Annotated in this window: 19 protein-coding genes; 10 read left to right on the plus strand and 9 right to left on the minus strand. The window is 72.6% G+C overall.

From position 1 onward, the window contains the following. The 3 genes from AA75_RS32535 to AA75_RS32545 are packed head-to-tail and all read right to left on the minus strand — an operon-like array spanning nucleotide 1 to nucleotide 2440. On the minus strand, nucleotides 1-819 hold the full coding sequence (locus AA75_RS32535; RefSeq protein WP_033823928.1) for an FAD/NAD(P)-binding protein: 819 nt from the start codon (nucleotides 817-819) through the stop codon (nucleotides 1-3). Continuing rightward, complete coding sequence (locus AA75_RS32540) at nucleotides 816-1286, minus strand: cyclic nucleotide-binding domain-containing protein (RefSeq protein ID WP_033823929.1); 471 nt, start codon at nucleotides 1284-1286, stop codon at nucleotides 816-818. Before AA75_RS32540 ends, AA75_RS32535 begins: the two co-directional genes overlap by 4 nt. Continuing rightward, nucleotides 1283-2440 (minus strand): 4Fe-4S dicluster domain-containing protein, encoded by a 1158-nt coding sequence (locus AA75_RS32545; protein ID WP_033823930.1) that lies wholly within the window; start codon nucleotides 2438-2440, stop codon nucleotides 1283-1285. The genes AA75_RS32540 and AA75_RS32545 overlap by 4 nt, the downstream gene beginning before the upstream one ends. 170 nt (nucleotides 2441-2610) lie before the next feature. On the opposite strand from AA75_RS32545, the gene AA75_RS32550 reads away from it, so the two are divergent. The 8 genes from AA75_RS32550 to AA75_RS32585 all read left to right on the plus strand — a co-directional run bounded on the left by AA75_RS32550 (nucleotide 2611) and on the right by AA75_RS32585 (nucleotide 8303). Further along, the gene (locus AA75_RS32550; RefSeq protein ID WP_033823931.1) at nucleotides 2611-3114 is read left to right on the plus strand and encodes a hydrogenase maturation protease; all 504 of its coding nucleotides are present in this window, start codon (nucleotides 2611-2613) and stop codon (nucleotides 3112-3114) included. A gap of 111 nt (nucleotides 3115-3225) precedes the next feature. After that, complete coding sequence (locus tag AA75_RS32555; protein ID WP_051813887.1) at nucleotides 3226-3930, plus strand: CBS domain-containing protein; 705 nt, start codon at nucleotides 3226-3228, stop codon at nucleotides 3928-3930. A 366-nt stretch (nucleotides 3931-4296) separates the two neighbouring features. Further along, nucleotides 4297-4587: a DUF1876 domain-containing protein gene (locus AA75_RS32560; protein ID WP_051813888.1), complete on the plus strand. Its 291-nt coding sequence runs from the start codon at nucleotides 4297-4299 to the stop codon at nucleotides 4585-4587. A 46-nt stretch (nucleotides 4588-4633) separates the two neighbouring features. Beyond that, nucleotides 4634-5650 carry a hypothetical protein gene (locus AA75_RS32565; RefSeq protein ID WP_051813889.1) on the plus strand — a complete coding sequence of 339 codons (1017 nt, stop codon included), beginning with the start codon at nucleotides 4634-4636 and terminating at the stop codon, nucleotides 5648-5650. 103 nt (nucleotides 5651-5753) lie between these two features. Further along, nucleotides 5754-6206, plus strand: coding sequence for a universal stress protein (locus AA75_RS32570; RefSeq protein WP_033823932.1), 453 nt, complete (start codon nucleotides 5754-5756; stop codon nucleotides 6204-6206). Between the two features lie 14 nt (nucleotides 6207-6220). Then, a complete protein-coding gene (locus AA75_RS32575; RefSeq protein WP_051813890.1) occupies nucleotides 6221-7189 on the plus strand; it encodes a universal stress protein in 969 nt (322 codons plus the stop codon). Nucleotides 7190-7289: 100 nt separating this feature from the next. Further along, nucleotides 7290-7880 (plus strand): LysR substrate-binding domain-containing protein, encoded by a 591-nt coding sequence (locus AA75_RS32580; protein WP_149038507.1) that lies wholly within the window; start codon nucleotides 7290-7292, stop codon nucleotides 7878-7880. A gap of 27 nt (nucleotides 7881-7907) precedes the next feature. Then, nucleotides 7908-8303, plus strand: a complete 396-nt coding sequence (locus AA75_RS32585) for an ATP-binding protein (protein WP_051813892.1) — start codon at nucleotides 7908-7910, stop codon at nucleotides 8301-8303. 140 nt (nucleotides 8304-8443) lie between these two features. Here the strand turns inward: AA75_RS32585 and AA75_RS32590 are convergent, their stop codons facing one another. From AA75_RS32590 to AA75_RS32600, 3 genes are all read right to left on the minus strand, one after another. Further along, nucleotides 8444-8632, minus strand: a complete 189-nt coding sequence (locus AA75_RS32590; RefSeq protein ID WP_033823933.1) for a hypothetical protein — start codon at nucleotides 8630-8632, stop codon at nucleotides 8444-8446. Nucleotides 8633-8836: 204 nt separating this feature from the next. Beyond that, nucleotides 8837-9511, minus strand: coding sequence for a CBS domain-containing protein (locus AA75_RS32595; protein ID WP_033823934.1), 675 nt, complete (start codon nucleotides 9509-9511; stop codon nucleotides 8837-8839). Nucleotides 9512-9566: 55 nt separating this feature from the next. Further along, a complete protein-coding gene (locus tag AA75_RS32600; protein ID WP_051813893.1) occupies nucleotides 9567-10013 on the minus strand; it encodes a universal stress protein in 447 nt (148 codons plus the stop codon). Nucleotides 10014-10254: 241 nt separating this feature from the next. Here AA75_RS32600 and AA75_RS32605 point away from each other — a divergent pair, with 241 nt between their 5' ends. Then, the gene (locus tag AA75_RS32605) at nucleotides 10255-11184 is read left to right on the plus strand and encodes an ABC transporter ATP-binding protein (RefSeq protein WP_033823935.1); all 930 of its coding nucleotides are present in this window, start codon (nucleotides 10255-10257) and stop codon (nucleotides 11182-11184) included. After that, complete coding sequence (locus AA75_RS32610) at nucleotides 11181-12002, plus strand: ABC transporter permease subunit (RefSeq protein ID WP_082526996.1); 822 nt, start codon at nucleotides 11181-11183, stop codon at nucleotides 12000-12002. Before AA75_RS32605 ends, AA75_RS32610 begins: the two co-directional genes overlap by 4 nt. A 571-nt stretch (nucleotides 12003-12573) precedes the next feature. On the opposite strand, the gene pflA is transcribed toward AA75_RS32610, so the two are convergent. The 3 genes from pflA to adhE all read right to left on the minus strand — a co-directional run bounded on the left by pflA (nucleotide 12574) and on the right by adhE (nucleotide 18378). After that, nucleotides 12574-13293, minus strand: a complete 720-nt coding sequence (gene pflA / locus AA75_RS32615; RefSeq protein ID WP_033823965.1) for a pyruvate formate-lyase-activating protein — start codon at nucleotides 13291-13293, stop codon at nucleotides 12574-12576. A 146-nt stretch (nucleotides 13294-13439) separates the two neighbouring features. Continuing rightward, the gene (gene pflB, locus AA75_RS32620; protein WP_033823937.1) at nucleotides 13440-15701 is read right to left on the minus strand and encodes a formate C-acetyltransferase; all 2262 of its coding nucleotides are present in this window, start codon (nucleotides 15699-15701) and stop codon (nucleotides 13440-13442) included. Nucleotides 15702-15732: 31 nt separating this feature from the next. Further along, the gene (gene adhE / locus AA75_RS32625) at nucleotides 15733-18378 is read right to left on the minus strand and encodes a bifunctional acetaldehyde-CoA/alcohol dehydrogenase (RefSeq protein WP_051813895.1); all 2646 of its coding nucleotides are present in this window, start codon (nucleotides 18376-18378) and stop codon (nucleotides 15733-15735) included. Between the last annotated feature and the right edge of the window lie 213 nt (nucleotides 18379-18591).

Raw genomic sequence — 18591 nt, forward strand, 5'->3', positions numbered from 1 at the left:
TCACAACTCCCTGACCAGGAGGAGTGCGCGGGCGGCCGTCCAGGTCACCACCGGGCCGTCACGGCACAGCAGGAGAGGGCCGAGCTGGCAGTGCCCGCAGTGGCCGATGGCGCAGTGCATGGTCCGCTCCAGCGAGACCGCAATCCGGTCGGGGTCGGTACCTCGGTGCACGAGTTCCGCGGCGGTGGCGCGGATCATCGGCTCGGGGCCGCAGATGAAGGCCGCAGCCGTGGTCGGATCGAAGTCGGCGCGGTCCAGCAGGGTCGTGACGACACCGACTTCCCCGTTCCACCGGTCGTCGGGGCGGTCGACGGTGACCAGCACCCGCGCCGAGCGGCCCCAGGCACGGGTCTCCGGGACGTAGAGCAGGTCCCGGGGCGTGCGCGAGCCGATCAGGACGTTCGGCCGCCCGTACTCCGGTGGCGCGGCGAGGGCGGCGCGGACGAGCGGGCGCAACGGTGCCAGACCGATGCCGCCGGCGACGACCAGCAGGTCCCGGCCGGCTGCCGAGGGCAGTTCCCAGCCGGTGCCGAACGGGCCGCGCACCCCGACCGTCGCGCCGGCCTCGAGCCCGTGCAGGGCGGCGGAGATCGCGCCGACGTTCCGGACCGTGTGCGTCAGCCTGTCCCCGTCGATGCCGCTGACCGACAGCGGGATGTCACCGACGCCGAACGCGTACACCATCGCGAACTGGCCGGGCGCGAAGGGTGGCAGAGCCGACCGAACGGGTTCCAGCACGATCGTGGCGGTGTCCGGCGCCTCGGGCACGCGTGCGATCACCCGGTAGGACCGCGGAGGTGCGGCAGCGGGCGCCGTCATCCCGCTGTTCCGCCGGTATCGGTGCCGGGCGGCGCGTAGAGGTCCAGCAGCCGGGCACGGGTCGCTGCCAGTCTCCGCGCGATCACCGCCGCGACCCCGTGGGTCACCGCCAGGCCGAAGGCCGGGTCCTGCGCACACGCGGCGCGGACCCGCCCGGCATCGAACTCGGCGGCCAGCAGGGTGCTGCGGGCCCGGGCGCCCAGGTGCCAGCGGTAGGGCTCGAACAGCCAGGACCAGCCGAGCAGGTCTCCTTCACCGAGGGTCTCCACGACCGCCGGCCGTCGGCCGGGGACGTGGACGTCCAGGGCCGCGCCGCCGGAGCGGATGATCCAGAACCGGTCGGCCGAGCCGCCCTCCTCGAAGATCCGGGTGCCTGCGGGGATCGACACGTCACGGGCGAACGCGGCCAGCCGGTCCCGGTGGCCCGGCGGCAGTGCGCCGAGGAAGCCCCGCTGGAGGGGGGTCACGACGGGCCCGTCCCGTCGGGCGGGCGGGCCGCACGCTCCCGGTCGAGCGCGTGGGCCTCCTCGGTGATGTCGATGCCGACCGGACACCACACGATGCAGCGCCCGCAGCCGACGCACCCGGAGCTGCCGAACTGGTCGAACCAGGTGCCGAGTTTGTGGGTGGCCCACTGCCGGTAGCGGCTGCGCGGCGACTCGCGGACCGGTCCGGTCGGCAGGTGGGAGAAGTCGAGGTCGAAGCAGGACTCCCAGTGCCGCCAGCGCTCGGCGTGGTCGCCGGTCAGATCCGTGACGTCCTCGGTGCTGGTGCAGAAGCAGGTCGGGCAGACCATGGTGCAGTTGCCGCAGGTCAGGCAGCGGGCGGCGACGTCGTCCCAGCGTTCGGCGGTGAGGGTCTCGCGCATCAGCGTCTGCAGGTCCACCAAGGGCATGCTGCGGCCCATCCGGTCCGCGGCCTGCGCGACGCGCTCGCGGGCGGCGGTGGCGGTCGCGGGGTCGGCGGCGCGCTGCGGGAGCTCGGCCAGGACCGACGCGCCTTCCTCGCTACCGGCGCGCACCAGGAACCGGTGCCCGTCGGCGTCCACCACCTCGGTCAGGGCGAGGTCGTATCCGGGCCCGGTGGCCGGCCCGGTCCCCATCGACACGCAGAAGCAGGTGGCGCCGGGCTCGGTGCACTCCACCGCCACCAGGAATGCCCGCTCGCGGCGCCCCTGGTAGGAGGGATCGGTGTACCGGCCGCCGGTGAGCACCCGGTCCTGGATCGCGATGGCCCGCAGGTCACAGGGGCGCACCCCGAGGAACGCGTACGAGGGGGCCACGGTGTCGTCCTCGGTGACCACCAGGTCGCCGTCGGGCGTGCGCTCGGCGCTCCACTCCCGCACCCGTGGCGGATGCAGGAAGGTCTTCCAGGACTGCGGGCCCGCGCTGTGTGCGAACGCGGCGCCGTCCTGGCGCTCCCGCAGCCGGTACGTTCCGGCCTCCAGCTCGACCCCCCGGCCGTAGGGCAGCTCGCCTCCGCCGGAGATCTCGGCCAGCACGATCGCCCCGTCCCGGACGGTGGGGCCGATGACGGTCCGGCCGCGGCCGGTGAGGGTCGCGATCAGCGCGTCCAGGCCGTCCTTGCCGATCACCACGGGGCTGCTGCCGTCCGTCGCCACCGCACCTCCTCGATCGACGCCACCGTGCGGCCCAGTATGGGGAGTGCGGCGGCGCCGGGTACGGAACGGCGGTGCCGCTGTGGTCCAAGTGGCGCTGCCCTGCACTCGAACGAGCCCCAGCGGCTCCTGGGGGAGCTTGGCGGGTACCGCGGCCGGGAAGGGCAGGCCGGGTGAACACCACTGCGCGGATCACCGTGATCGGTGTCGGCAACGAGTACCGGCGTGACGACGGGGTCGGTTGGGCCGTCGTCACGCGGCTGGCGGAGCGCCTCCGGAACGCCCCCTCGCCGGGCCGGGCCGCCCTCGTGGTGTGCGACGGCGACCCCGCCCGGCTAATCTCCCACTGGGAGGGCGCGGACCTCGCCATCGTCGTGGACGCTGCGCACGCCCACCCCGGGCGACCCGGCCGGGTGCACCGCCTGGAGCTGGCCGGCGGGCGGCTCGCGGTGGCGGACGGCGCGACGAGCTCCCACGGGCTGGGCATGGGCGACGCCGTGGAGCTCGCCCGTGAGCTGGACCGCCTGCCGGCCCTCCTGGTCGTCTACGCGGTGGAGGGAGCCGACTGCTCCCCCGGCACGGGCCTGTCGGCGCCGGTCGGGGCCGCCGTGGACAGCCTCGCCGACGAGATCGCGGGGCAGATCGCGGACCACCACCGCCGCATCGCCGGCAGGTGAGGCTCCGAGTGCGGCGACGGCCGCCCGGATGGGGCCCGACCGGCCCTGTCCCAGCCGCCGGGGGCAGGGGGACAGTGGCAGGAGGAGGACCTCGGCGGAGGAGTGAGGACCATGCAGCACCGCACCGTCAGCGACGTGATGACCCGCCGGGTCGTCACCGCACGGCCCGGCACGCCGTTCAAGGAGATCGCCGAACTCCTCGATCGCAACGGCATCACCGCCGTCCCGGTCGTGGACGACCGGAACCACCCACTCGGCGTCGTCTCGGAGGCGGACCTGCTCCGCCGGCAGGCCCGCCTCCCCGATCCCCAAGGCCACACCGACCCACTGTACGGGCAGCCGGACAGTCTGACCGGGGCGGAGACCGCGGAGAGCCTGATGACCAGCCCGGCCGTCTGTGCGCGCCCCGGATGGAGCGTCGTCGAAGCCGCCCGGACCATGGACCGCGAGAGGATCAAGCGCCTCCCGGTCGTCGACGAGACCGAACGGCTCACCGGCATCGTCAGCCGCTCCGACCTCCTCCGGCTCTTTCTCCGGCATGACACGGCCATCCGCGAGGAGATCAGCCGTGATGTTCTGGACCGAACCCTGAACCTCGCCCCCGGCACGGTGCAGGTCGCCGTCCATGAGGGTGTCGTCACCCTTTCCGGGAGAGTGGAACGGCAGGACCTGCTCCCCGTGATCGAACGTCTCTGCGCCTCGATCGACGGTGTGGTCTCCGTCCACCAGACCATCACCCGGCTCCGCGACGACATCGGAGCCCCGCAGCGGCCCAGCACCCACGAGGGCCTCGGCTCCCCTGCCCGTCACGGCTGACGGCGGGCCCGGACGCCAAACATGATGGCGGTACATGAGCATGCGGCCGGCGCCCCCGTGCGGGCCGGGAGAACGAGGCACGGGCCAGTACTGCGTGCAGCACGCGTCCTGCCCGGTCGTCGTGATCCGCCACGACGCAGAGTGAAGCCCGGCTCAGGAGGCCGACCTCCCCTCCGCGGACACGGTAGGCAACCCCGGCGCAAGCGCTGTCCCGCAGCCACGCCGGACCGTCCGGCCCACGATTGGGGCCGGTGGGCCCATGTCCGGCGGCCCCGCGCGGAGCAGCATGGAGGCAAGATCGAACAACGGGACGGGGCCGAGGCGCGCGGCGGTCCGCAGCGCCCGACCGGAAGGGACCTACCGGCCATGACCGCCAGCGACATCACCGTGCAGCGCCGGACCAAGCGGTGGACCCTGCATCTGCAGCTTTTCGAGGAGGACGACATCACCACGGCGCACGTCGTCCTCGACACCGGTGACAACACCCTTCGCAGCCGCGGCCTCGCACGGCGCGGCCCGCACGACCCTGCCGTCCCCGAGATCGGCGACGAGTTCGCGGCCGGACGCGCCTTGGTCGACCTCGGCCACCAGTTGCTGCGCGCGGGAACCTCCGACGCCGCCGCGTCCGACCCGCCCCGCACGCATGACACCGCGTAGGCCGTCCATCCGAGGACGGGAGAACCGGAAGAGGGAGCTGTCCGCCATGCCCGAGCAAGCCCTGACCCTGGAACAGCTGAGGTTCCTGGCCGCCGCGGCGAGCGCGGCGCCCTCCCTGCACAACAGCCAGCCCTGGCTCTTCGTCCCGATGCCCGACTCGCTCGGCCTGCGTGTCCACAGCGACCCGGGGCGCGCCCTGCCGCTCATCGATCCGGACGGCCGGGCGCTGCACATTTCGGTGGGCGCGGCCCTGTTCAACCTGCGCGTGGCCGGACTGCGGCTCGGCCGGGACCCGCAGGTGCGGCTGCTGCCCGACCCGGACGAGCCGGGGCTGGCGGCCACGGTCCGCCTCTCCGGACCCGCTCCCACGCCGTCTCCGTACGGACCGGACCTCTACGAGGCGATCGGGCTGCGCCACTCCAGCCGCCAGCCCTTCGCCAATCGTGACGTTCCCGAGGCGGTCATCGGTGAGCTGACGGCGGCGGCCCTCGGCGAAGGCGCGGTGCTCTCATCGCTGGAGGAGGACGGGGTGCGCCGGGTGCTCGCCCTGACCGCCGACGCCGAACGCCGCACCGGAGCCGACCTGGCGCGGATGGCCGAGACCCGGAGCTGGCTGCGTCTGGACGGGCCGGCCGAGGACGGGATCCCGGTCGCCGCCCTCGGTCCCCAGGACCACGACGCCCGCGTACCCGTGCGCGCTTTCACCCCTGGGGCATCGGCCAGCACACCGTCCCAGCGCTTCGAGGCGCTGCCGCAGCTGGCCACGCTCACCACCCACGGCGACCGGCCGGCGGACTGGCTCCGCGCCGGCCAGGCCCTGCAACGCGTCTGGCTGTTGGCGACGGCCGACGGTCTGCGCGTCTCCGTGCTGCACCAGGCCGTCGAATGGCCCGACACCCGCTGGGGCCTGCGCGACCCGGATGACGGCATCGGCCACGTCCAGCTCGTCCTGCGTCTCGGCTACGGGCCGCCCGGACCCGTCACCCCGCGCCGGCCGGTCGAGGAGATCCTCGACCTGACCGGCTACCGGCAGCCCGCCGCGCGCGGAGAGTCCGCGTGCTGACGCACGGACCAGGTGCAGGCCGTGGGCCCGGCGGTGGCCGGGGCCGCCTTCGGGCACCGGTCCGCCACCCACCCGGATCCGTACCGGAACAAGGAGGTTCACCATGGCGGGCACGGCTGATCGTGGACAGACCATCGTGGTCGGCGTCGACGGCTCGCCCTCCTCGCGAGCGGCGCTGCGCTGGGCCCTGGCGCAGGCGAGGCTCGAAGGTGCCGCGGTCGAGGCCGTGACCGCCTGGGACTTCCCGCCCCTCAGCGGCTGGGGGCTGACGATCCCGGGGCCGCAGATCGAGGAGGCGGCCCGCCTGGCGCTGGCCGACACCGTGGAGCAGGAGCAGGAGGGGGACGCGCCCGGGCCGCCGGTCCCGGTCCGGCAACGGACCGAGTACGGCCACCCGGCGGACGTCCTGCTGCAGGCCGCCGGCGGAGCACACCTGCTGGTGGTCGGGACCAGGGGCCTCGGCGGCTTCACCGGCACCCTGCTCGGATCGGTGAGCCGCCACTGCGTGGAACACGCACCCTGTCCCGTGGTCGTCGTGCGCACCACCGGCACCTGACGGACGGAGGCACCGTGGACGGACCGATCGTCGTCGGGTTCGACGGATCGCCGGAGAGCCTGGCCGCTGCCGACTGGGCGGCCCGCGAGGCCCTGCGGTGCCGGCTGCCCCTGCAATTGACGCAGGCCTGGCCGTGGACGCAGCCGTACGTCCTCGGGAGCGAGGAGGCGGAGCGGTGGGGCCGGCAGCGGCTGGCCGAGAAGGCGGCCGAACTGCGGACGGCGCTGCCGGGGCTCGAGGTGAGCGCCGTCCATCTGCCGGACAGCGCACCCGCCGTGTTGGAGGCCGCCGGGAGGAGTGCCGCGATGCTGGTTCTCGGCTCGCGCGGCCTCGGCCCGTTCCGGGGGTTCCTGATCGGCTCGGTGAGCCAGGAAGTGCTCGGCCGGGCCGGCTGCCCGGTGGTGCTGGTGCGCGCGGACGACGCCGCGCCGGCCGAGCACCTCCCGGCGGCCGGCGGGGGCCCTTCGACCGTGACCCCGCTGCGGGAGGTCGTCCTCGGGCTGGACCTCCGGCACCGCTGCGACGGGCTGGTGGCCTTCGCCTTCCGGAGCGCCGCACTGCGGTCGGCGCCGCTGCGGGTCGTGCACGCCTGGGCTCCGCCGCACGGCAGCGAGTACCTGGCCGCTGCGGCGGCCCGCTCCCTGGGGAGGGACCTGTCCGCGGTCGAACACCGGTCACTCGCTGACGCCCTGGAACCAGGACGGGAACGGTTCCCGCAGGTGGACGTGGTCGAGGAGGTGACCCCGGGCAGCGCCGCCCCCACGCTCCTGGCGGCGGCCGCGCAGGCCGGGTTGCTGGTGATCGGCCGCCGCACCCGGCACGCGGCGGCCGGCCCGCGCCTCGGACCGGTGGCGCACGCCGCGATCCACCACGCGCCCTGCCCCATCGCCGTCGTCCCGTACCGGGAAGCCCCTGACGCTGTCGACAGAGCGGTGTCGGGCGGGCAGGGGACGGACCTGACCGGACCCCCGAGAGGTGAGTGATCGTGCAGGCGGTGATCGTGTACGAGAGCGTGTACGGCAACACCCGAGCCGTGGCCGAGGCGATCGTCGACGGCCTGCGGGGTGCCCGGCCGGACGCCGTGTGAGCTGCGTTCCAGTGGCCGGGGCGGGGCCGGACGTCACCGGCGATTCCGACCTCCTCGTGGTCGGCGGGCCCACCCATGTGTACGGGATGAGCTCGGGGCCGAGCCGAAGGTTGGCCCGGTTCGCCGCCGCCGGGGTACCCGGAGAGGGCGAGCCGCAGCCACCCGGCCCGGAGGCCGACGCCGGCCCCGGGCTGCGCTCCTGGTTCCGCTCGCTCCCGGCGGCCCCGCCGGGCACCCGCGCGGCGGCCTTCGACACCCGTGCGGACATGCTGGTCAGCGGTGGGGCCGCCCAGGGGATCGCCCGCAGGCTGACGCGCCACCGCTACGACCTGGTGGCCGAACTCAGCACGCTGCGCACGCTGGTGGCGTCCGGACTCGGGGTGGCCGTGGTGCCGAGCACGGGCGACGAAGCCACCCACGAAGGCCGCGCCGTGCGGGTGCCACTGGCGGATCCGGGGGCGCACCGGACGATCGGTGTGGTGGTGCCGGCACAGGGGCCACGAGCCGCCGTGGTGGCGCGGTTCTACGCGTACGTCCGCTCCACGGCCCGACCCCGGCCGGGCAGGTCTGCTGACCATCACCTGTGACCTGCGACGATACGTTCCGAGCATGGCGTGCTGGTCCTCTCGGCCGAGGAGCACCTGGTGTGCACCGCACGGCACTACGTCTCGGCCGTACTGGCGGGCTGGGGCGTCGCCGACGGCGCCCGGGACGCGGCCGTCCTGATCGTTGGTGAACTTGCCGCCAACGCCGCCGCGTACGGCGGGGCGCGGATGTCGGTGAGCCTGTCCCTGTGCGAGCGGGCGCTGTGCGTCGAGGTGTCGGACTTCGGCGCCGTCCCGCCCGCGCGCGCGTGCCGCCGCCCTCCCCGCGAGGAGGGCGAGCACGGGCGCGGGCTGGCCATCGTGCACCACCTCGCGGACTGGGTCGAGACCACTGCGGCGAGCCGCCGCTGCACCGTCCGGGCGGGCCTCGACCTCACCTGCGAGTCCACCTCGAAGGAGACCTGACGGTCCTCGACCCGCGCCACGCCCGCTGCTGGCTCGGCCGCCTCGGGGCCCTTCCCTCGTACCGGCCCACCCGTCCGGGCCACAGGGCCTCGGCCCCGGACCGGGCCTTCGCAGCTACGCCCTCGGCATCCTGCGCGAGGTCAGGCTCGCACGGAGCTGATGCTGTCGTTCCAGTCGAAGCCCTGCTCCGGCCCGTAGTTCACGTCGCCGGTCCGGCTCGGAGCCGGTCGCAGCGAGCGGAACCGGGTGCGGCCGAGTGCGCCGTCCTGGAACGTATGACCGCGGAAGCCTGCGTCCTCGTAGATCTTCCATTGCTGAGGAGTGATCACTCGATCAACGCGCAGCGTGACGAACCGTCACGCGCACCTGCCCCTGACGCTCGAGCACTTCACAACGGGACACCGAGCAGCAGCAGGAGCGGGCCCGATCCCCGCCCAGCTGCCGCACCTGGCGCGCCGCACCCCGACGCCCGGGCCCGATGTCCGCCGAACGCGGCATCGGGTTTCCGGACACACGGGGTGGCGCCCACCTGGTCAGCGGACCGGGTGCAGGGCGGCGGTGTCGTCCGTGGGAACGTCGAGGCGGCTGGTCACGTCGATGACACCGTCCACGCTCCGGCACAGCCGTTCGACCACCGACACCAGGGCGCGGTTCTCGACCGTGCCGCTCAGGGTGACCCGGCCCTCGTCGACCCGGACGTCGACGCTGCCCGGGGCGAGCCCCAGGGTGCGGTCGAGGATCTCGTAGGTGATCTCCTCGTTGATGGCCCGGTCCTGGCGGAGGAAGACGCGCAGCAGGTCGCTCCGGCTGACGATGCCGACCAGGCGTCCGGCCTCGTCGACGACGGGCAGCCGCTTGAGGCGGTCGCGCTGCATCAGGCGGGCGGCCTCGACCACGGTCCACTCGGGCCGGGCGCAGACCGCCGGGCTGGTCATGAGGCCTTCGGCGGTGGCGGCGCGGCTTCGTGTGTGTTGGTCGGGGGACAGCTGCGGGGTGAGCAGGAGCCCGGCGGGGTCCTCCTGGGCGGCTTCGTTGAGCAGCAGGTCGGCCTCGGAGACCAGGCCGATCGGCCGCTCCTCGTGGTCCAGGACGGGCACGGAGGTGATGTCGTGTTCGGCGAGCAGGCGGGCGATCTCCTTGAAGCCGGTGTCGGGCCGGACGGGCACGACGGCCCGGGTCATCAGCTGTCCCACGATGCGGTGTCGCATGGTCGGCTCACTCCTTGTCTGGTGCCGGCGGCCTCAGGGCCGCGTGGTCGGGTCTTCAGGTCGTCGAGTGGCGGACCACGACGACGGGGCACGGTGCGTGCTGCACGCAGTGGCCGCTGACGGAGCCCAGCAGTGCGCCGACGAAGCCGCCGTGGCCTCGGCTGCCGACTACCAGGAGGTCGGCGCCCTGAGCTGCCTCCAGCAGGCAGGCCACGGTTCCGCTCAGCACCACCCGGGGGTGGATCTCGACCGGACAGTTCGGGCCGGTCACCTGCGTGATGGCGTCGTCGAGCACCTTGCGGGCGATGCCTGCGATGTCCTCGGTGGCATCGATCGGCACTGTCCATCCGGTGGACACCGGGTACTGCCAGGCGGTGATCGCCTCGATGACGGCGCCGCGGGTGCGGGCCTGGTCGACGGCCCAGCACAGCGCGTCGAGCGAGGACGGCGATCCGTCCACGCCGACGACGATCCGCCGCTGGGGTTCGTTCTGCGCAGTCACGATTCTTCTCCCTGTCGTTGTGGTCGTCTCCACCATCGGTCGGCCGGCACGTGGTGGCGAAGGGCCGAGGGGGCCGTCGTGCCGGGACCTTCAGCCCCGGTGCGGCGCGATTGCCGCACCGGGGACCGACAGGCCTGTCGAACGGGGGCCATGAGTCCCTGTCACCGCTGCGGCCGGTGCGCTGCAGTTGGTGCGCGGGACCAAGCCTCCACCGAGGCGGCCGCGGCCCAGGGAGGCACGCATGGAGCGCGAGGGGCCGGCCATCGAGCTGGCCGGACTGAGCAAGTACTACGGCCGCAAGGCGGGTGTGGACCACCTCGACCTCACCGTGCGGCGGGGTGAGATCTTCGGGTTCCTGGGCCCCAACGGCGCCGGGAAGACCACGACCATCCGCTGCCTGGTGGGTCTGCTGCGGCCGAACACCGGACGGATCCGGCTACTGGGGCTGGACCCGGTCGCCGACCACCGGCGCTTGGCCCCGCGGATCGGGTACCTGCCGGGAGAGCTTCGTCTGTACCCGGAGCTGACCGGTGCTCAGACACTACGGCTGCTCGGGGATCTTCAGCGCGCCGCGACATCCCGGCGTGCGGAGCTGTGCGAGCGGCTCGGGCTGTCGTCCGCCGATCTGGCCCGGCCGGTTCGGGAGTATTCGCGCGGTATGAAGCAGAAGCTGGGCCTGGTCCAGGCGCTCCAGCACGATCCCGAACTGGTGGTGCTGGACGAGCCCACCGAAGGCCTGGACCCGCTGGTCCAGGAGGTCTTCTTCGCACTGCTGGAAGAGGCCACGCACGCGGGACGTACGGTCCTGCTGTCGAGCCACGTACTGCCGGAGGTACAGCGGGCCTGCGGCCGGGTGGCGCTGGTGCGGGCGGGGCGGCTGGTCGCAGTACGGTCGGTGTCCACTCTGCGGGAGGAGCGCGCCAGGCGGGTGCGGCTGGTCCTGGCCGACGGCCGGGGTGCCCGCGGTCTCGGGCTGGCGGAGCACTGGTCACCGCGCTGGCACGGGGACGAGGTCCGTCTGCTCGTCCCGCCGGCGGAGCTGGTCGCGGGACTGCGCGAGGTCCTGGCTGTGCTGCCGGTGGCGGACCTGTCGGTGGAGGAGGCCGGGCTGGACGAGGCGTTCCTCGACCTGTACCGGCAGGACGTCGAAGCAGCGGAGGTACGGTCATGAGGGCCCGGTTCCCCTTGTTCTGGCTGGCTCTGCACCGGCGCCGCAGGATGCTGGCATTCCTTGCAGCGGGCATGGTCGTCTTCGAGGCGCTGATCGTGGCCGTCATCCGGGCGGTGCCGCCGACCCAGCTGTTCGCCGGGACCGGCCCGACCGGACCCGACGCGTTGAAGGCGTTCTCCGGATCGACCGGTGACGTCTCCATCGCCAGCTACCCCGGTCTGCTCGGGGCCGGTCTGGTGCACCCGTTCTGGATCGCCATGCAACTGACGGCGATCGGCTCGCTCGCGGCGGCGGCAGTCGCGGCGGACGTCGAGTCCGGCACCGTCGAGCTGCTGATGGTCCGCCCGGTCTCCCGCCTGCGACTGCTCGCCGAACGGGCCGCCGCCGTGGTCGCGGCCTCACTGGCACTCAACGTCGCCGCCACGCTGGCGGTCGCCGGCGGCGTGGCCCTCTCCCCCGCCCTCCACCACGCGGTCCCTCTGCGCGGCGTGCTCGCCGCCGGCCTGGCGGGGTGTGCGTTCACGCTCTGCCTGTCCGGTCCGGCCCTGGCCGTCTCAGCTGCTGCCCGCCACCGGGCCCAGGTGATCGGCGCCACCATCGCGTTCGGCGCCGTCGGCTTCGCCGTCAACTTCATCGCCATGGCGTGGCACCCGGCCGCGCCACTGCGATACCTGAGCCCGCTCCACTACTACACGCCAGGTGACGCACTCGCCCACGGAACGATCCCCTGGGGCCCGTTCGCCGCCCTGGTGGCCGTCGGGTTCGCCGGGATCGCCGCCGCGGTCCCTCTGCTGCTGCGCCGGGACCTGGCTCCCTGAGCACCACACCGCCCGCGGCCGCAACGGCTTCGGGCCGCCCTGAGGTGTTCGACCGAAGTATCGCCGGCTCCTCCTGGCTGCTCACCCATCGTGATCAACCGCCGGCCGGTCCACCGGCAGTCCGAGGACGTGTCCGTCCGGTGGGGCTCTGTCCTCCTCCCTCCTCGGCCTCGACCGGCAGCCCCCGTCCGTCCCCAAGGGCCGGCACGGCCCGCACGTCGGGGACGGGCCGCCGCTGGGCCGCCGTCCCGCTCGTGCGTGCCCGCCCCTGGCTCGCTGCCCCCCACCGCACCCGCACCGCCGTGGTCGGCCGCGACACGATCGCCGTCGGCCACGGCGTTTTGCGTTGCTCGGGTCCCGGCCGCTGTCCCGCAACCATGACCCCGGTTCCGAACCGGCCGGGGAGGCGCGTCACGGACTGCCCTCGTCGTCGTCCGAAATCACGTGTCCGGAGCCCGGCGCCACGTCGCCGATCCGTCAGTGGCACGCGGCGCGGGCACGACGAAGCTTCCCGGTCGGTCGACGAGCCGCGAAGCTCGTCCGTACCGGGGAGCAGACGGGACAGGCGTGATCAGACGGCGTGCAACCCGTGGGCGGCGAACACCGCGCGAGCCGCGGCCTCCTGGTCGCGGGTCGGGGTCGGCGTGTCGGCGAGGGTGAACTCCAGGCCCAGCGCGCGCCATTTGGCGGTGCCGAGCCTGTGGAAGGGCAGCACGTCGACCCGGGCGACGTTGCCGAGGGATGCGGCGAAGGCGGCGACGCCCTCGATGTTCTCGGGAAGGTCGGTGAGCCCCGGGACGAGCACGAAGCGGACCCAGACCTCGGTGCCGAGGCCGGCCAGGCGGCGGGCGAAGTCCAGGGTGGGAGCGAGTCGCTGCCCGGTCAGGTGCCGGTACAGCGCGCGGTCCCAGGACTTGATGTCGAGCAGGACGAGGTCGGTGTCGGCGAGCAGCGCGTCGGTGGCGCGGGAACCGAGGAAGCCGGAGGTGTCCAGGGCGGTGTGCAGGCCGAGTTCGTGCTTGAAGCGGTGCAGCAATTCGCCGGTCAGATTCGGCTGGAGCAGCGGCTCGCCGCCGCTGATCGTCGCTCCGCCACCAGAGGCGCGGATGAACGCGGTGTACTTGGCGGCCTCCTGGACGATGTCGTCGGCAGTGGCGCGCCGGCCGTCGCGCAGGTGCCACGTGTCGGGGTTGTGGCAGTAGAGGCAGCGCAGCGGGCAGCCGGCGAGGAAGGCGACGAAGCGCGTCCCCGGGCCGTCGACGCCGGTCGACAGGTCCCAGGAGTGCAGCATGCCGGTCACCGGGCAGGACGGGGGTGCGGCTTCGCCGGCCGAGGCGGCGACGGTGGTTTCGGTCATTCCGGTTCTCCTTGCACAGAGGCGCGGGGCCGACGCCCGTGGTCAGGGAGGGCGTCGGCACCGCGTGCGGGTGGGCGCTGCTACAGCGCGCTGTGGAAGGTGCGGCCGATCACGTCGAGTTGCTGCTTGCGGGTGAGGCGGACGAAGTTGACCGCGTAGCCGCTGACCCGGATGGTCAACTGGGGGTACTTCTCGGGGTGTTCCATGGCGTCGAGCAGGGTGTCGCGATTGAGGACGTTGACGTTCATGTGGAAGCCTCGGCAGGTGGTGTAGCCGTCGAGCACGCCGACCAGGTTGGCGATCCGCTCGTCGGCCGTGCGACCGAGCGCGTCGGGGGTGACGGTGTTGGTGAGGGAGATGCCGTCCTCGGCCTGGTCGTAGGGGAGCTTGGCCACGGACAGGGCAGCGGTGACGTAGCCGTGGCGGTCGCGGCCGTTCATCGGGTTGGCGCCCGGGGAGAACGGTTCTCCGGCGCGCCGGCCGTCGGGGGTGGCGCCGGTCATCCTGCCGTAGACGACGTTGGAGGTGATGGTCAGTACGGACTGGGTGTGCTCGGCGCCGCGGTAGGTGGGATGCTTGCGGACCTTCTCCATGAACTCCTCGACCAGCCGTACCGCGATGGCGTCGGCGCGGTCGTCGTTGTTGCCGTAGGCCGGGTACTCGCCCCCGACGAGGTAGTCGACGGCGAGTCCGGTGTCGTCCCGCACCGGGTGGACGGTCGTGTGCTTGATGGCGGAGAGCGAGTCCGCCGCCACCGCGAGGCCGGCGATGCCGCAGGCCAGGGTGCGCCGGATGTCGCGGTCGTGGAGGGCCATCTCCAGGCGCTCGTAGGCGTACTTGTCGTGCATGTAGTGGATGACGTCCAGTGCGTGGACGTAGGTGGCCGCCAGCCAGTCGAGCTGCTGGTCGAGTTTGGCGAGCACCTCCTCGTAGTCGAGGACGTCGCCGCTGAGCGCGCCGGTGGCGGGGCCGACCTGGGCACCGGAGATCTCGTCCCGGCCGCCGTTGATCGCGTAGAGGAGGGTCTTGGCGAGGTTGACCCGGGCACCGAAGAACTGCATCTGCTTGCCGACCGGCATCGCGGAGACGCAGCAGGCGATGGCGGTGTCGTCGCCGAAGCGCGGGCGCATCAGCTCGTCCGACTCGTACTGGATGCTGGAGGTGTCGATCGACACCCTGGCGCAGAACTCCTTGAACCCGGCCGGGAGTTTCGGTGACCAGAACACGGTCAGGTTCGGCTCCGGAGCCGGGCCGAGGTTGTAGAGGGTCTGGAGGTAGCGGAACGAGGTGCGCGTCACCAGCGGGCGGCCGTCCTCGCCGATGCCGCCGATGGACTCGGTGACCCAGGTGGGGTCGCCGGAGAACAGCTCGTCGTACTCGGGGGTGCGCAGGAAGCGCACGATCCGCAGCTTGATGACGAAGTCGTCGATCAGCTCTTGCGCCTGCTCCTCGGTCAGCCGGCCTGCTTCGAGGTCCCGTTGCAGGTAGACGTCGAGGAAGGTGGACGTGCGGCCGAGCGACATCGCGGCGCCGTTCTGCTCCTTCACGGCGGCCAGATAGGCGAAGTAGAGCCACTGGACCGCTTCGCGGGCCGTCGCGGCGGGGCCGGAGACATCGTGTCCGTAGCGCGCGGCCATCTGCTTCAGCTCGCCCAACGCCTTGATCTGTTCGGCGAGTTCCTCACGCTCCCGGATGGTCTCCTCCAGCCGCGCCGGATCGTGCGGCAGGTGGTCCAGTTCGGCCTTCTCGGCCCGCTTCACCTCGATCAGCCGGTCCACGCCGTACAGCGGCACCCGGCGGTAGTCGCCGATGATCCGGCCGCGGCCGTAGGCGTCGGGGAGGCCGGTGATGACGCCGGCCTTGCGGGCGGCGAGGATCTCGGGCGTGTAGGCGTCGAAGACGCCGTCGTTGTGCGTCTTGCGGTACTCGGTGAAGACCTTCTCCAGCTCCGGCGAGACCGGGTAGCCGTAGGTCTTCAAGGCGCCGACGACCATCCGCCAGCCGCCGTAGGGCATGATCGCGCGTTTGAGCGGGGCATCGGTCTGCAGCCCGACGATCAGCTCCCGCTCCCGGTCGATGTATCCGGGCGCGTGCGCGGTGATGCCGGCGGGCACGTCGTGGGCGACGTCGTACACCCCCTTCGCCCGTTCCTCGGGGAAGCGGTCGGTGATCTGCTTCCAGACCGCGAGGGTTCGCCCGGTGGGCCCGGCCAGGAAGGTGCCGTCGCCCTCGTAGGGGGTGTAGTTGTGCTGGATGAAGTCGCGCACATCCACGGCTTCGCGCCACCGGTCGCCCTGGAATCCGTGCCAGGCGGCCGAAGTCCCGTGCTGCTGTGTGGTCATGGTCGGTCTGTCCTTCTCGCTCGGGTGGTGGTCAGGACCGGTCGCCGTAGTAGGCCAGGCGCATCAGCTGCTGCATGTCGGCGAGCAGCGGCATCCGGGGGTTGGCCGGGGCGCACTGGTCCTCGTAGGCGTTCATCGCCTGCTTCGGCAGGGCCGCGAGGAAGGCCGTCTCGTCGACTCCGGCTTCCTTGAAGGAGCGCGGGATGCCCACCCGGTCGCGCAGTTCCTCGACCCCGGCGGCCAGGGACTCGACGCCCTGCTCGGGGGTGCCGGCGGCCAGGCCGAGCATCCGGGCGATGGCCTGGTAGCGCTCGGGGGCCACGTAACTGCGGTACTTGGGCCAGCCGGTGACCTTGCCCGGGGCCGTGCCGTTGTAGCGGATGACGTGGGGCAGCAGCAGCGCGTTGGTGCGGCCGTGGGCGACGTGGAAGGTCGCGCCGAGGGTGTGGGCCATGGCGTGCACGACGCCGAGGAAGGCGGAGCCGAAGGCCATGCCGGCTATGGTGCCGGCGTTGTGCATCTTCTCCCGGGCGACGGGGTTGGCCGGGCCGTCGGTGACGGCCTGCTCCAGGTTGTCGAAGATCAGTCGGATGCCGTGCAGGGCCAGGCCGTCGGTGAAGTCGTTGGCGTAGACCGAGACGTAGGTCTCGATGCAGTGGGTGAGGGCGTCGAAGCCGGTGTCGGCGGTGACGTCCTTGGGCAGGCGGGCGGTCAGCGCCGGGTCGACGATGGCGACGCTCGGGGTGAGCGCGTAGTCCGCGAGCGGGTACTTCTGCCCGGTGGCGGTGTCGGTGATCACCGCGAACGGGGTGACCTCGGCTCCGGTGCCGGAGGTGGTCGGGATGCACACCAGTTTCGCCTTCTCGCCCAGGTCGGGGAAGGTGAAGGCGCGCTTGCGGATGTCGAAGAACTTCTCCTTCAGGTCGGCGAAGTCGACCTCCGGGTGCTCGTACATCAGCCACATCACCTTGGCCGCGTCCATCGGCGAGCCGCCGCCGAGCGCGATGATGGTGTCGGGGCGGAAGTCGCGCATCAGCTCGGCGCCCCGCCGGACGGTGTCGATGCTCGGGTTGGGCTCCACGAAGTCGACGACCCGGACCTCGACAGGTTCGCGGCGGCGGTCCAGGATGCCCCGGACCCGTTCCAGGTGACCGATCTCCACCATGGTCCGGTCGGTCACGATGACGATCCGGTGGGCGTTCGGCATGCTCGCCAGGTACGTGATGCTGTTGCGCTCGAAGTAGATCTTCGGCGGGACCTTGAACCACTGCATGTTGGTGTTGCGCCGCCCGATCCGCTTGATGTTCAGCAGGTTCGGTGCCGAGACGTTCCCGGCCACGGAGTTGTGCCCGTAGGAGCCGCAGCCCAGGGTCAGCGAGGGGGTGAAGGCGTTGTAGACGTCGCCGATGCCGCCCTGCGAACTGGGGGCGTTCCAGATGATCCGGCACGCCTTGACGGCGTGGCCGAACTCCTCGACGAACGCCGCGTCCTCGGTGTGCACCGCTGCCGAGTGCCCCAGCCCGTTGAACTCCACCATCGCCGCAGCCAGTTCGAGGCCCTCGCGGCGCGAGGCCGCGGTCAGCACGGCCAGCACCGGGCACAGCTTCTCCCGGGTCAGCGGCTCCGCCGGCCCGACCCGCTCGACGTCCACCAGGATCACCGAGGTGTCGCCCGGTACCTCGAACCCGGCCGAGGCCGCGATCTCCGGGGCACTGCGGCCCACCACGTCGGCGTTCAGCCGCTCCCCCGCGCAGGAACTCCCCTCGCCTGCGCCGAACAGGTAGCGCTCCAGCAGCACCTTCTCCTCGGCGCTCGCGTGGTGCGCCTTCAGCGTGCGGAACTCTGCCAGCGTGGTGTCGCGGATCTCCGCGTCCAGGATGACGGCCTGTTCGGAGGCGCAGATCATGCCGTTGTCGAAGGTCTTCGACAGCACGATGTCGTTGACGGCCCGCTTCAGGTCGGCACTCTTCTCGACGTAGGCGGGGACGTTGCCGGCGCCGACTCCGAGGGCCGGCTTTCCGCAGGAGTACGCGGCCCGGACCATCGCATTGCCGCCCGTGGCCAGGATGGTGGCCACGTCCGGGTGGTTCATCAGGGCGTGGGTGGCCGCCATCGACGGTTGCTCGATCCACTGGATGCAGGAGGCGGGTGCTCCGGCCGCCACCGCGGCGTCCCGCACGATCCGGGCCGCCTCTGCCGAGCAGCGCTGCGCCGCGGGGTGGAAGGCGAACACGATCGGGTTGCGGGTCTTCAGCGCCAGCAGGCACTTGAAGATCGTGGTGGAGGTGGGGTTGGTGACCGGGGTGATGCCGGCGACCACGCCGACCGGCTCGGCGATCTCCACGATCCCGTCGATCTCGTCCCGGCGCACCACCCCGACGGTCTTCGTCCGGGCCATCACGTGGGTGACGTTCTCGCAGGCGAAGACGTTCTTGACGGCCTTGTCCTCGAACAGGCCGCGCCCGGTCTCCTCCACCGCCAGCGCCGCCAGTGCGGTGTGCTGGGCCAGTGCGGCCAGGGACGCCTTCTTGACGATGTGGTCGACCTGCTCCTGGGTGAAGTCGGCGTACTCCCGGAGAGCCATCAGCGCGTCGGCGACCAGGGCGTCGACGGCGGTGGTGCTGGCCGGGGCGGGGGCGGGAGGATTCGGTTCCTCGGCCTGCGGGCGGCGGGGCATGGCGGGACCACCTTTCGGTTCTTCATCCGGGGATCGTGCGCTGGCGGACGTCGCTCGCGCTTCCACCCACAGCCTTCCCGAGCGGCGCCGCGTACGGAGGCGGCCGTTGGGGTATGCCTTCGGGCCGAAGGTCCCCTCGTCCACCGGCTGTCTGGGTCACCGGGCCCGGGGCCGGACGCGACGGCGGCCGTGGCAGGACCTGGTGTCGGTCCG

The organism is Kitasatospora sp. MBT63, from assembly GCF_000710465.2.
In the GTDB taxonomy this organism is placed as follows: domain Bacteria; phylum Actinomycetota; class Actinomycetes; order Streptomycetales; family Streptomycetaceae; genus Kitasatospora.